This is a genomic window from Mycolicibacterium gilvum, from assembly GCF_900454025.1.
Taxonomy (GTDB): Bacteria; Actinomycetota; Actinomycetes; order Mycobacteriales; family Mycobacteriaceae; genus Mycobacterium; species Mycobacterium gilvum.
Genome location: NZ_UGQM01000001.1, coordinates 3,840,291 through 3,853,506, shown reverse-complemented (window position 1 = coordinate 3,853,506; position 13,216 = coordinate 3,840,291). Strand labels below are relative to the sequence as shown.

10 protein-coding genes are annotated in these 13,216 nt (G+C 66.0%); 4 read left to right on the top strand and 6 right to left on the bottom strand.

The genetic code is table 11. From position 1 onward, the window contains the following. Window positions 1-105 precede the first annotated feature (105 nt). The 4 genes from DYE23_RS17975 to mobF form a co-directional block, all read right to left on the bottom strand. Window positions 106-288 carry a helix-turn-helix domain-containing protein gene (locus DYE23_RS17975; RefSeq protein ID WP_276051888.1) on the bottom strand — a complete coding sequence of 61 codons (183 nt, stop codon included), beginning with the start codon at window positions 286-288 and terminating at the stop codon, window positions 106-108. Between the two features lie 254 nt (window positions 289-542). Continuing rightward, window positions 543-1,771 (bottom strand): IS3 family transposase gene (locus DYE23_RS17970; RefSeq protein WP_109536170.1). Its coding sequence is split into 2 segments (ribosomal slippage): window positions 543-1,459 and window positions 1,459-1,771, totalling 1,230 coding nucleotides; the frame shifts between segments, so codons are not numbered across the junction. A 207-nt stretch (window positions 1,772-1,978) separates the two neighbouring features. Next, window positions 1,979-2,302, bottom strand: a complete 324-nt coding sequence (locus DYE23_RS17965; RefSeq protein ID WP_115327816.1) for a hypothetical protein — start codon at window positions 2,300-2,302, stop codon at window positions 1,979-1,981. A 524-nt stretch (window positions 2,303-2,826) separates the two neighbouring features. Next, window positions 2,827-8,673, bottom strand: a complete 5,847-nt coding sequence (gene mobF, locus DYE23_RS17960; protein WP_115327815.1) for a MobF family relaxase — start codon at window positions 8,671-8,673, stop codon at window positions 2,827-2,829. 305 nt (window positions 8,674-8,978) lie between these two features. On the opposite strand from mobF, the gene DYE23_RS31510 reads away from it, so the two are divergent. Both DYE23_RS31510 and DYE23_RS31505 read left to right on the top strand, forming a co-directional pair. Continuing rightward, window positions 8,979-9,137, top strand: coding sequence for a hypothetical protein (locus DYE23_RS31510; RefSeq protein ID WP_235660451.1), 159 nt, complete (start codon window positions 8,979-8,981; stop codon window positions 9,135-9,137). Between the two features lie 21 nt (window positions 9,138-9,158). Beyond that, entirely contained in the window at window positions 9,159-9,401 is a 243-nt protein-coding gene (locus DYE23_RS31505) for a hypothetical protein (RefSeq protein ID WP_235660450.1), read from the top strand. A gap of 650 nt (window positions 9,402-10,051) precedes the next feature. On the opposite strand, the gene DYE23_RS17950 is transcribed toward DYE23_RS31505, so the two are convergent. Continuing rightward, window positions 10,052-11,322, bottom strand: a protein-coding gene (locus DYE23_RS17950) for an IS3 family transposase (RefSeq protein WP_110783669.1) whose coding sequence is annotated in 2 segments (ribosomal slippage) — window positions 10,052-11,049 and window positions 11,049-11,322 — 1,272 coding nt in all. Because the reading frame shifts where the segments join, the coding sequence is not laid out codon by codon here. Between the two features lie 108 nt (window positions 11,323-11,430). On the opposite strand from DYE23_RS17950, the gene DYE23_RS17945 reads away from it, so the two are divergent. After that, a complete protein-coding gene (locus DYE23_RS17945) occupies window positions 11,431-11,574 on the top strand; it encodes a hypothetical protein (protein WP_174905245.1) in 144 nt (47 codons plus the stop codon). Between the two features lie 759 nt (window positions 11,575-12,333). On the opposite strand, the gene DYE23_RS31500 is transcribed toward DYE23_RS17945, so the two are convergent. Next, window positions 12,334-12,630: a beta propeller repeat protein gene (locus DYE23_RS31500; protein WP_235660449.1), complete on the bottom strand. Its 297-nt coding sequence runs from the start codon at window positions 12,628-12,630 to the stop codon at window positions 12,334-12,336. Here DYE23_RS31500 and DYE23_RS31495 point away from each other — a divergent pair. Beyond that, window positions 12,629-13,123, top strand: coding sequence for a hypothetical protein (locus DYE23_RS31495; RefSeq protein WP_235660448.1), 495 nt, complete (start codon window positions 12,629-12,631; stop codon window positions 13,121-13,123). The two genes, DYE23_RS31500 and DYE23_RS31495, sit on opposite strands and share 2 nt — an antisense overlap. The last annotated feature ends 93 nt before the right edge of the window (window positions 13,124-13,216 follow it).

The window sequence follows — 13,216 nt, the reverse complement described above, 5'->3', positions numbered from 1 at the left end:
CTCACATATGTGACAGGTAGACACGACGAAGTGCATCCGCCTCAGCTAACGATGAGTCTAGGCGTAATGGACCGGTCGCGAACACTGTATTCAGGGCGCGACCGCTTACGACGCAATCAACTGTTCTAGCTCTGCGGTGACCACGTATACGCGGCCGCCAAGTCGGCGCACCGGCAGTTCACCCGCGGCAGCGAGCCGGTACGCTGCCGCGCGGCTGATGCCCAGAATCGCAGCGGCTCGAGGAACTGCCAGTAAGAGCGGCAGGCCGTCAAAAATGTTATTGCTCAATTGTTTCACCTCCTCGATCCGAAGGTTGTCGAAGCTCAGGTAGGTTCACCACGTACTGCTCAATCAGTGGTGCAATGGCAGAGTTTGTGGACAATTGGCGCAGTGCCATTAGGAGGATCACTGAAGGTGCGACTTGGCCACAGGTCACCGGGTCGCTACTCGGCGCACGGTCCTGGGCGTGGTATTGCATAACGCGAACGTATGACTTCGGGTGGAAGGGCCTTGCCCCCATGTAGTGGACACGGGATTTGTGGTTATGCGGCTTCGGGCAGCGTAGCCGGTGTCAGGTTCCTTTCGTAGGTCGCGGGGCTGGAATGACGGCAGTAGGAGTGCCGTCGTGTGGTGTTGTAGCGGGCCAGCCACCGAAAGACCTCACGGCGGCAGATCGCCGCGTCCGGCCAGCAGTTACGGTCTTGCAGAATCTCGCGCTTGAGGGCGGCGTTGAACGATTCGGCCAACGCGTTATCGGCACTTGACCCCACCGCACCCATCGACTGGACGACCCCCAGATCGCGGCAGAGATTCGCGAAATCCCGTGAGGTGTACTGACTTCCATGATCTGCATGGAATATTGCACCAGCCAGTGAACCCCGCAGTGCAGCAGCGGCTTTGAGCGCATCGATGACCAGTTCGGTGCGCATGTGATCGGCGATCGCCCACCCGGCGACCCGCCGTGAACAGCAGTCGATCACGGTGGCCAGGTACAGGTTGGCGCCGGTCGCCAATGGCAAGTAGGTGATGTCGCCGACGTAACGGGTGTTGACCTGCGCGGCGGTGAAATCCCGTTTGAGCAGGTCGGGGACCTTCTGGTTCGCCGGGTCCGCCACGGTCGTCTTGACCCGACGTCGGCGTCGATAACCGGCGATCCCGGCGCCGCGCATCACCCGAGCCACCCGCTTGTGGTTGACCCGCTGCCCCTCGGGCGCACCGTCGTTGAGCTCGGCGGTGATCCGCGGCGCCCCGTAGGTGTTGTCCTCGTCGTGGACGGCGCGGATACGCTCGGCCAGCGCCTCGTCAGCAGCCCGACGGGCCGCTCGTCCGTCAGCACCGGCCAACCACGCGTAGAACGACGAACGCGCAACCTCGACGACTGCGCAGAGCCACTTCACCTCGAAGGCGTGCAGGTGGTCGGCGACAAACTGAAAGCGGCTCACCAGTTCGTCTCCCCGGCGAAATATTTGGCCGCCGACCGCAAGATGTCACGCTCGGTGGACAACCGCGCCTCGGTGGCGCGTAACGCCTTGACCTCACTGCGGAGGCGGGCCAGCTCCTGCTCAGGGCTCTCGGCCCCTGGCACAGGCTCGGCCACTACGACACCGCGGCGGTGCCGAATCGGCACCCCGGCCGACTTGCACCACGCCGAGAGCGTGGCCTCGCTGACACCGAGCTCGGCAGCGATCTGGGCGATCGTCGCGCCCTCGGTGTCCCGGTAGAGCGCGACCGCGTCACGCTTGAACTCATCGGGGTAATTTTTCCTTGCCATCGGGTTGGATCATCTCGCTTCCCCCAGCACATTCCTGGGATTGAGCGTGTCCAACACACGGGGTCAAGTCCCGAATGAGGTCCACCAGCTGAGCCATATTGGATTGCCCACCGGGGCAAATTCTTCACATGTCCCCGCTTGTCGTCGTCGACCGGCGAAATCTGGCTTGACTGACGCTCGGATTGGCAGTCAGTCAAGCCGCCTGAATCAAAGATCGCGGGTGTCGTCAGCTATCAGCTCGTAGAGCTCTGTGCTAAGGACGCTATCGAATGCCTGGACACGAGCCGCGGCCATCAACTCGGTACGCACCTCAAGCCCGAGGATCGTTCCTCCGGATCGACGACCCAGTTCAGCGATAAGCCGGTCGCCAATGGTGTTGGCTTCCGCGCGTACCATCCACGTGATCTTGTCTGCCTCTGCGGCGATGAAATCTGCCCGTTGATGGTCGGTCCAATCCTCGGGTAGGCCGAGCTCCGTTGAGTAAACAGTGCTGACAGCGTCGAGGATCTGCTGATTGACGCTGAGTGGCATCGATTCTGAACTGCACGCGCATACACGTCCCGTCCGGGGAATTGTTCGGCACCATCGTCGTCGACTCATTGGTAATCCCGGAACCCGCTGAGCGAGCTGACCGAACATCCCCCCGCTTGTACTGAGCTGTTCGGCGCTGAGGGGGCCACGGCACAAACGTTACTCGCGATAACTCATACGAGAGGTATGAGTTCTCTAGCGTGTCGGTGATGGCCTGTCGCTTCTACTGCCTACCGTTACCCCGTGAGCATCCCGAAGATGGGCCTTGACGCCGCGCAAGCCGAAGCGCTGTCAACTCGGCCCACAATGACGTATTGACGCAGATCGATCAACGTGGGAAGCGCGTCAGTGGGGATTGCACCCGCGCAGCGCCGAACGGAGGAGCCCGCTCGCGCTCGACGACAAGACTTTCCCTAGGCGTACCCGCTGACACTGGTCGGCGCGCAAGCCGTTACCGAGCATGCGCTCTTTTCGTGCGGGTGGCGCGTAGAGGAGTCCACCACCACAGCGGGATTTGTTGGTTGTCAGTCGTCGACGCCGGCACCGACGGTGTGCTCTGGAACGTCGACCGTGGCTTTGGGCGTACGCCATCCCACGGAGAGGTTGCGACGTTGGGCGGCGCGCACGGCGCGCACTGCGTTGTCGTATTGGGTGAGCACGTGACGCCAGGACTCGCTGAGGTGGGTGCGGCCGAGGCGATCGGCCAAGGTGACGGCTGGGATGGCGTCGAGCAGCGGATCTACGGGACTTGACGGGGTGGCTGTAAGGGTGGTGTTCCACGGCAGGGAGTTGGTGAGCAGCCGGAGCGCCGACGAGCTGGGGCCGCGACTGTTGCTGGGGTCGAGGAGGATGACTCGGGCGTCTGCGGCTGCGGCGTGGTGGGCGATTTCGGCCAGCTGGTCGGGTTCGGCGGCCGCGGGGTCGTCGATAATGACGATTGCTCCGGGCGGTAGCGCCCATTGCTGGTCGCTGATTTGGCGCTCGGCGCGACAAGCGGTGGTGATGGTGTCGGCCAGATCGGCCTCGCGGGCGGGCGCCGCGCTGGCGTCGGTGGTCGAGAGCCAGAGCACTTTGCGGTCGTTGGCGTTGGCTGTGCTGCGCAGGGTGTAGAGCGCCGCAGCGGTTTCGCGGTCGGTGGTGTCTGCGCGCACGACGGCGAGCCGATAGGGCTGCGCGGCCAAGGATTTGAGCCGGTCCGCGGTGTGCGGCTCGTGCGCTGCGAGGGCCGCCGGGGGGATGGGCAAGGGCGTACGGGTGAGGTCGGCGTCGCCGGCCACTTGGAGGAGGGCTACTTCGGAGCGCGCCGATTTCAGCAGCTGCTCGAGAGTGTCGGAGGTGGCGGTCTGGGCGGCGGCGAAGGCACCGGCGACGTCGCGCTCAGCGCGGTCGAGCTTGCGGCGCAGCGTCTGGCGGCGGTCGCGCATCTGCGCGCGGGCGGCCAGGTCCGCGCGCTCGGCGTCACCGCGTGCGGCGACAATGTCATGTTCGGTGACGATCTTGTCTCCACCGGCGGCCGCGGTGCGCGCTGCTTGTGCCTGGGCTAGGGCCTGCTGGAACTGGAGCGAAGGCGGCTCCTCCGGGAGTAGTGCGGTGTAGAACACGACATTTCGGCGGGCTGAGGCGATGTCGAGTTCGTCGGCGTCGGGGTTGGCCCGCAGGAGATCGAGCTGAGTGCGGGCGTGCTCGATCATGCGCAGCGTGTCGTTGTAGGCGGCGTCGGCATCGGCCCACCGCTCCATCACTGCGGCGACAGCCAGCGCGTACGGTCGATCGGCGTCGACCTGGTGGCGCATCCGCAACAGCTCGTCGGCTGCGGCGCGCATAGCCGGGCCATTTCCTGCTCGAATTTCTGAATCCAGGCTTTTGATTCTTGCGCTGACCTCGCGGTATTCCTGTTGCAGGGTGGCGACCAATTCCATGGTGATGCCCAGTTCCGGCGTGGGGCGGTTTGCTGTGAGGTCTCCGAATTGCAAATCTCCGAGTTCTTCGAACGCGTATTCAAATGAGTAGTTGGGCGGGGCGATGTCGAAGTGGTCGTCGAACGGTGGAGCTACGTCGATCTCGGCGAAGGGGCTTTCCGGGTCGGGCGGGAAGAGTGCTTCCTCGTCGGGGTGGGGCGGGGCGTGCTGGGGGGTGGGGAGGTCCTCGACGTCAATGCCCAGACGCGCCTGCAGGCGGTGGGTGAAGGCATCGACGGTGTAGGTGATCAGGCGGGCGTAGTCGCCCGGCGGGATCGGGTGGTCGGCGTCGGCGGCGTCGGCGAGGTGTTCGGCGGCGACATGGAGCAGGTCGCGGGGGGTCCAGGTGGCCGGGTCGGCGGCGCTGATGGCGGCGACCAGCCCGGGCCAGGCTGGATCGGAGGTGATGGTTTCGGTCAGCGCGGCACCGAACACGGCGTCGACGTCGGTGATCCAGGACGGCCGTAGCCGCGAATGGGTGGTGGCCAGTGTGGCGGTCGGGGACAGGGCGCCGGCGATGCGCCACCAGAGCGCGGCGGCGGGCAGCTCGTCGGGCAGCGGTCCTTGGCGGGCGGCGGTGGTGATGATCTGTCGCAGGTCGGCGGTGCTGCGGGTGGCCTGGGCGAGTTGGGTGGCCAGCTGTGGCCAGTAGGCATCGGCGCGCAGGTGCGGGTCGATGGCGTCGATGAGGTCGTTCCATCGGGTGGTGTCGGCACTGCGGCGCCCGATGTCGGCGGCGGCGTAGCGCTGCAGGGTGGCTTGAACGGCGCGGGTCCGGACGGGGTATTGGCGCGCGCCGGTGAGGCGGGTGTCGGCGTCCTCGACGCCGGTGGCGGCGCGGAACACCGCGATCTCGGCGGTCAGTGCCGGATTCACGGTGATCAATGGCCGCGCCCAGGCGGGGGCGGTCGCGTTGGTCCATGCCCGCGCGCGCTCGCGGATCTGGTCGGCAAGGTCTTCGACCAGGTGCTCGCGGCGGGCCAGGTAGGCACCCCAGTGCGGATCGTCGGCCAGTGCCGGTGGGATGGCGGGAAGCCAGCGCAGTACCCCGATGCCCGCGGAGTGGGTGCCGGCGGGGTCGATGCGGTGATCGAGGACCGCGGCGGGGTCGGCGGCGTCGTCGACGCTGCCCTTGGCCAGTGCTTCGGTCAGCAGCTCGCGGGGATCAGCACCACCGATCGCCAGGACGGACAGGTTGCGCCGCAGCACCGGCCAGGCTTCGCGCTGGCTCAGCCGGGGGATCACGTCATCAGCGATGGCGTCCAACCGGTCCCGCGCCCCTGAGCTTAGCTGATTTTCGGCCGCCGCGCCGAGGGCGTCGTAGAACATGTCGGCCGCGGCCTGTAGCCGAGTCGCCGGATCTTCGGCGCGGCGGGCTTCGGTGGTGGCCGACACCTGGGCGCCGTCGCGGGCCAGGGTTCGGGTCAGGACGTCCACGGCGGTGTCGGGGTGGGTGGCCTTGGGGCAGAGCAGCCGGTGGGGATCGCCTTCGGCCGTGGAGAGGTACAGGTGGTTTTCGTCGGTGGCACGGGTCATCGCGACGTAGAGGTGCTGGCGGGTCAGCATGTCTGAGCCGACGATGTGGCAGGTGCCCTTGGTGTCACGCCGTCCTGCGGTCAGGCCCTGGGCGGAGTCGATGGTGGCGGCGTAGCCCAGCGAGACGTGTTCGGCAATGTAGTCGGCGGGCAGCGTGACGATGCGTCCGCTGCGCAGGTGCCGGGCTTTCACGCTGCCATCGGTGCGGACTTCGGTGATGGTGTAGCGGTAGCCGTTGCGCACGAAGTCGTTGCGCCCGATGGTGATGCGGCGTTTGTTTTTTCGGGTGCGGATGGTGTCTCCGACGCTGGCGTGCAGCTGATCGGCCAGCACCACCGTGGCGGCGCGGGCCGCTTCGGGATCAGCGGCCAAGCGGTCAGCGCGGGCGCGGGCGTTGAGCTCGTTGATGACGTCGTTGGTCGGTGCGAGCAGGATGGAATCTGCGCCCGCCGCGAGGTCGGCACGCCAGGCCTGATAGGCCATGTCGGCGGCGGTCTCGTCGGTACCGACATGGATGCGGTGGTGGTCGATGTAGAAGCCGATGCCGGCCGGGTCGGCGTCGTGCAGCGCGAGCCCGGCGGCGGCTTCGGCCGGTGACTTGAACCGCACGACTTCACTCAAGGTGAGCGCGTCGGTCGCTTCGGCGATGTCGCGCAGAACACCGCCGGCTGAGATGGAGGACAACTGGCCGTCGTCACCGACCAGGCGCACGCTCGCGCCCTTGCGCAGTGCGTCGGTAATCATCGCGTCCAGGCCCGCTGTGGCGGCCTTACCGGCCTCGTCAACGACGATGAGCGTGTCGGGACCGACCCGCTGAAACCAGTCGGGCACGCCGGAGATTGCAGCCTTATCAGGATCGGCGCACCAGACGTACTTGTCGAGGGTGTCGGTGACCGCACCCAGGTCGGCCCCGAGCACGATCGCCGCGTCGGCTGTCGGGGCCAAACCGATCACATGTCCACCCGAGCTGCGCCACGCATGCGCCAGCACCGCCATGGCCGTGGTTTTGCCCGTTCCAGCCGGCGCCAGCGCCAGTGCGACACGGCGTCCGCGGGTGGCCATTTCTGAGACAAGCGCGGCTTGGCCAGGGTTGAGCGGGCTTCCGCGCGCCGCCGCATCTGCGAGCGCTAACTCGACGTCCGCGGCGGTGGCGGCGCGCCCGTCGCTGCGGTGCGCCGTGTCCAAGATGCGCCGCTCTGCGGCCAGTGTGTCGCGGCTGGTGTAGAGCGCCACGCCGTGGCGGGAGTAGACGCTGGCACTGTCGCGGCGACGCAACGCGACAGGCTCGCCCAACTCGGCGTCCGCGATGCGCGCGTGCGGCACCGAAAACGCCTCTCCGAGAGCGGTATCGGTGAGACGTTCGACCAATGCGACATCGTGCGCCACGCCGTGGGATCGCGCGATGCGCAGCGCTTCGGCGCGCACGTGGTGACGCTGCCAGGTGGAGCGTGATTTCGACACCGTCGCGATTAGTTCGCCAGCACGCGATGCCACCCATTCCTCGTCGACAACGGGTGTGGTGCGGTCGCGGTGGGAACCGGTCAGGACACCGGCCAGCATGCGATGCAGACCGTCGCGGCCGAGGACTTCTACGGCTTGGGTGCGCCACACGTGGCGCTGCTCGGCCAGCGATCGCGGCTCGTGCTTGGCCTCGCGCGATTCCAGCGTCGCTTGTTGAGCCAGGGCGATGATTTCGACGTTGGTGGGTTCGCGGCCGTGATCGGCCTGAAACTGCTTGGCCAGCTCGGCGGTGCGCGCGGTGATTGCGGCGCGCCGACTCGACCACCGCGACATCAATTCTGTTGAAATTCCGTCGATCTCGCGGATCGGTCGTTTCCCGCGTCCGCGGGACTGTTCGACAAACGGCACCGCGAGTCGGTCGATCATGTGGGCTTCGAGGCGGGTGTTGTACAACTCCGAGGCCGCGACAGTCACCCGATGCAGCGGTTGACCGTCTAGGGCGAGCCATCGGCGCACGCCGTTGACGTCGACGTGGGAGACCTTATTGGAGATCGCGACGTGAGTGTGTAGGTCGGGGTCACCGGCGCGAGAGTCACGGTGGGTGAACGCTGCCGCGATGAGTCCTTCGGTGTCGACCTGGGCCACACCGCCAGTGCCAGTACGGGTGAAACAGGCCTGATCCTGCAGCCACTCCAACACGTCGGCGACCGCCGCATCATGAGCGGCCTCAACCTGATCGGACACCGATCGCGGGGCGATGGCCCACAGCGCCGACACCGATTTCACCGGCGAGAACGTCAGGTCATATCCCGCGACGGCGGTCGTGCGGGCGCGGGTGTTGCGGGCGATGAAACCCGACAACTCGCGGTCATCGGCCGGGGGGCGGCCGTACTGCTCAGCGAAAAGTTCCACCGCCAGCCGGGTGCGGATCACCGCGCGGTCAGCGGCCGCGATCGTGGTCCGCCAATGCCTGCCCGCCGCGGCGTTGTAATCGCGGTAGGCCGCTGCCAGCCGGCGGGCGAACTCGGGCTGACCGTCGTACACCAAAAACCGGCGACCCAGCTGGGCGGCCGTACGCTGCGCGCGCATCCCGCGTCCGGCGACGTAGCCCATGATGCGGTCAGCGTTGGGGTGAATGCCCTCTCCGTACAGGGCGCGCATCTGCTCCTCGCCGACCTCGGAGCCAGCCTGGACCGTCCAATGTTCCTCCCGCGCTTCGTCACTGACATCTGTTGGCGCGGCGTGCGAGAGTGCTCTCAGGCCGCGTCCCAACCAACGCCCGGGTGCTTCCCCTTTGGCCGAGTAGTAATCGGCCAGCGTGGAGCGGCCCCGCTGGGTGCTATCGGCAGCCGCGACTTGGCGCACCAGGTACAGGTAGCCGTCCCCGGCGGTCAACTTGTGCAATGTCATCACCATGGCGTGCTCCTGAGCTCCCACATACGCCGCAGGCTACGAACCCGACGTTCCCGAGGGCCACCACCAAACCCGTGACTCTTAAACAAATCTCAGGATCTACACCTGATTGCAAGAGGTGTGTGGTCTGTCGGTGGGCCTGTGAGGGGTGAGCTGAGTTGTGGTGAGGAGGGGCGGGAAACGACGGACAGCGTTGGATGAGTGAGGCACCGGGTTGCGCGGCAGGAGTGGCGGCGTAAGAGTTAGTGAACAGCGAATGTGGCTGTGGTGGTGGCCCGCTCAGCCCGCGGGCTTCTAAAGTGCCGACCATGACAACAGCAGGAGCATCAAAGATCGAGGCCCGCCGGCGAGCACGTGAAGCGACGCGGCGCGCCAACCAGGCCCGTGCCGCACGGGAGCGTGCCAACATCGAAAACGCGGCGACCTACATCGTGGCCAAGGCCAGGCTGGCCGAAATCGACCTCTAGGAGACCGAAAGGTTGGCGGCGGTGACCGGGCAGGTGCGCGCCGAGGCAAACAAGCGGCGTGCCGGCACTCGGGCCGAGGCCGGCGAGGCGATCCGGTTGCTGCAGGAAAGTGGTGAGACGCTGACGACGATCGCCGAACTGACCGGCGACGGCATCGGCGAGGTCAGGGCCATGCTGCGACACGCGCCGAAGATTGAGAAGCGCACGGCGAGAAGCGGTTCGCATGCACTACGTGGCGGTGCTGCGCCGCGGATCCAACAGTGAGACCGGCAACGGCGCAACAGAAAATGCTAAGTCGGCCTCGGTGTGACGACGGCGTCGACGGTCGGCGTGGGCTCCCAAAACGGAGGGAGCACCGAGGGCGACCACCCGGCCGCCGGATCGCGACGGCTCCCTTGAGGAGCAGCACGGTGCTTGGCGGGGCAGTGTGGAGCGCCCCAGATTGCGACGACGGACCAAGTGCAGCGGCGTTCAACTCATGGTCCATAGTGGCTGGCCTGCAGTTGGATCGAGGGGCGCTGCGGCTGCACCTTGTGTCGGTGTTCGGTTTGAAGGTCGAGGGCATAAGAAGTGCGGGCCAACTGATCGTTTGATCGGCAGCTGCACGCCGCCGAGATTGCGCGTGTCAGTCACGTCGTCTGCGGGTGAACGCCGTCGGACTGCAACAAATGGGACCGGTGCCATCGACGCCGATGGCTAAGGCCGAAAACACCTCCCGCGAGAAGGCGTGGGAATCGGCGTGCTTTCGCATCACTACTCGCTGGCGGTTGCAGGCGGCAGTGCGGTAGCGGGGGTGCGGGGTCTGTATGAGTGCGACAACCCGTTGTGTCAAAAGATCGCGTCGGACATAGACCCGCAGCAACACGTCGTTGCCCGCGCTCAGGGTGAATCGCCCCGGGTTTGATGCACACCGGTTACTGGTGTGCAGCCTCTGAGTTGGCCGCGTTTGTAGCGTAGTGGACGGCTTCGTACTCCAGGGGTGGGATGCGACCGAGGCGGTGCATGAGCCGGTCGGCGTTGTACCAGTGCACCCACTCGGCGGTGAGCAGCTCCACGTCGGTCAGACGGCTCAGAGGGCCGCGCCGAAACGGCGAGTCATCGCGGACGGCTTCAGTCTTGTAGAGCCCTATGGTCGTCTCCGCCAGAGCGTTATCGAAGGCATCGCCGACTGTCCCGATTGAGGCCACCAGTCCAGACAGCGCCAGGGTCTCGCCGAACCGCACAGACGTATATTGAGAGCCCGCATCGCTATGGTGAATAGTGTTGCCCAACAATGGATTACCCTCGTCGATACGAAGTTGGGCGGCGTGGCGGATCGCCTGACGCACGAACCGGTCCTCCTTGCTGGCCGAGCAGGTCCATCCCACTATCCGGCCCGCGTAGGCGTCGATGGCGAATGCGGTGTAGACGAACGTTCCGTTGGTCAGCCGTACGTAGGTGAAGTCCGCGACCAGCAGCACGTTGGGCGCGGGCACCCGGAACCGGCGTTTGACCAGATCGGCCGCCCGCGCCGCGGCGGGATCGGCGATCGTGGTGCGGACCTTCTTGCGGCGGGTAACCCCGCGCCAGCCGTTGGCCCGCATGAGGCGCTCCACGGTGCAGCGGGCCACCACAATGCCTTGTCGGTGCAGGTGAGCCCACATCTTGGTAGCCCCGTACAGTGACTCCGGTTTGCGTCGGCCGTGCTCGTCTGGCTCGTAGAAGCCGGCGAGCACCTCGGTGATGACGGTGTCCCACAGCGCCCGAGCGGATGGGGGGCGGGTCAGCCAGGCGTAGAAGGTTCTCGGGGCGATCTGGCAGCCGTGCTCAGTGAGCACGCGGCAGATCGGAGCGACCCCGAACCGAGCACGATGCTCGGCGATGAACGCACAAATCAACGGTGTCGCGGGTCGCTCTCCCGCACGAAGAAACTTGTTGCCGCCTTGAGGATTTCGATGGTTTCCTCAAGCTCGCGGTTCTTGCGCTTCAGCTCTCTATTCTCACGGGCGACGTCGGTGGGCACCCCGTCACGTTGGCCGGTGTCGACCTCGGTCTGGTTGACCCAGCGGCGCAGTGATTCATACGACACCCCCAACCGCTTGGCGACCGCGGTGATGCAGGCCGTGCGGGTGTCGTACTCCTCGGCATGGTCGGTGACCAACCGGACCGCTCGGGCCTTGAACTCGTCGTCGTACTTCCTTGGCATGATGCAAACGACCTTCCCTCGAAAGAAGGTGTGCATCAAACCCGGGGTGGTTCAGGGAGACAACTGGAACGTGTGGCGCGGACGGGTGGCGGCGGTGGCCAACTAACGATGCGGCGCTTCGACAGCCGCGGGGTGCAGCGCGAACGATCGGTGGCGCTGCGCGATGAGGTGCGCGATGGCAGGGAGGCCGCCGCGGTGCAGGCGGCGCTGCTTGGCGACCAGCCCACGCTGGTCGGCGCAGAGTTTCGCTGAGACACGGAAACTTGGCGCCGTAAGGGGGACCCCGGGCGGGGCCTCGTGCGGCGCGGCGGGTGTTGTCGCAATGCTGAGCTGCATGAGCTGAAAGCGTTTACACGAGGCTGCCGCTGGAACGCTCAGCCGCGCTGGAGGGGCACCGCGGTGCGGGGCGGCTGCACCGTGGTGGCGCCAAACCACACAGGCAGGACGCAGACTCGCCGTGTAGGCCCAGCAGATGCGGTGCTGGCCAATCGTTTCGCGCTGACCGTGACCGTTAAAGGACCACCGCAGTAGGTCGCTGTAGCTCAGCAGCGCCAGTTCAGACGACGGTCCGCCGGGGATAGAGGTCGGCGAAGGGCTAATGGTTTCGCGCGGGATGAGAAATGGCCGCGGTGTCGGCGCGGGCCGGAAAGGGCTCGGGGAAGGTCGTGATGGCGGGCAGAGTTAAAGTCTCCGGCGCGGACGTCGCAGGCTTGGCGGCGCACTGAGGCGGCGTCGGTGGTGACCAAGCTCGCGATAATCGTCCTGCTCGAGGTACAGACCGAAGGTGCGGATCGCAGCCTCAAGCGCAAGGGCGGGATTATTCATGGATAACGAATGTTATCCATCAAGAGGGAATTGCCGCGTGCCTTTCGCACTGAACCTCATGTACGTGCATAAGCGGCGGGGCAAATCGGATTCCGTGCTGCTTCGGCCGATGCGCTTTGTGTGGCGCGCTGTTGGTTGCGGTATGCAGCGACGTCAACGTCGCAGCGGGGTTGCGACTAAGCCCGTTCACGGTGCATCGAAGGTGTAGAACGTTTCGAACGTGGTTCCACTGTCGGTCGAGCGCTGGATGCCCTTCTCGGTTGCAACGAACACCAGGCCGCGCCCCGCTGACTCCACAGCCTGCGGGCGCTCACCCAGATCGCGCCGCACCTGCCACGTCGCCCCCGAATCTTGGCTGGCATACACCATCCCGGTCGGGGTAACCCCGATCAAGGGTCCGTCGTCGGGCCAACTCCGCAAGATCAGAGGGGGTGTGCCGACGACAGGTGTGAAGGTCTTAGCCTGGTCGACGCTGCGCAACATGCCCGTGCCGGTCGTGGCGAGGACGCCGTTCCGCTCGGTGGGTGACACCGCGATGTCGACGGCGCTGATCCTCCGCGCGTCGCTCCCACGTCTTTTTGTCTGCGGTTACCATCACCGATCGGGTTCCGCTGTCGAGTCCAAAGAGCAGTCCATGCCGGTAGTCGAGGGAATGGAAATCGGCCTCGCCGGTCATCGACAGTGTGTGCCAGGTTTGGCCGCCGTCGGTGCTTTCGATCAAACCAAGGTTCGGTGGAGCGTCGCGGCTGTCTGCGCCGGGATGCCCACTGCCCAGGAAATGATTCGGTCCTACGACGGTGAATCCCATGAAGTCCTGCACGAGGTCGCCGACGAGTTCGGGGTCGCGCTCCCCGGCGAGTCGGTACACGCCGTAGTGCGTGCCGGCATACAACACGCCGTCGGAATCCACGCCCATGCCGTGGATGTGCGCAAGACCCCTGGGGTTGGATCGGCCATAGGGGCTGTCGGCACTTGAGCGTGCGCTGCTCAGCAATGCGGTAACCGTAGAGATAATGATCAAGGCTGATCGCATGGGCGCGTGCCATCTCCCGGGGTCTGTCCCCGACAG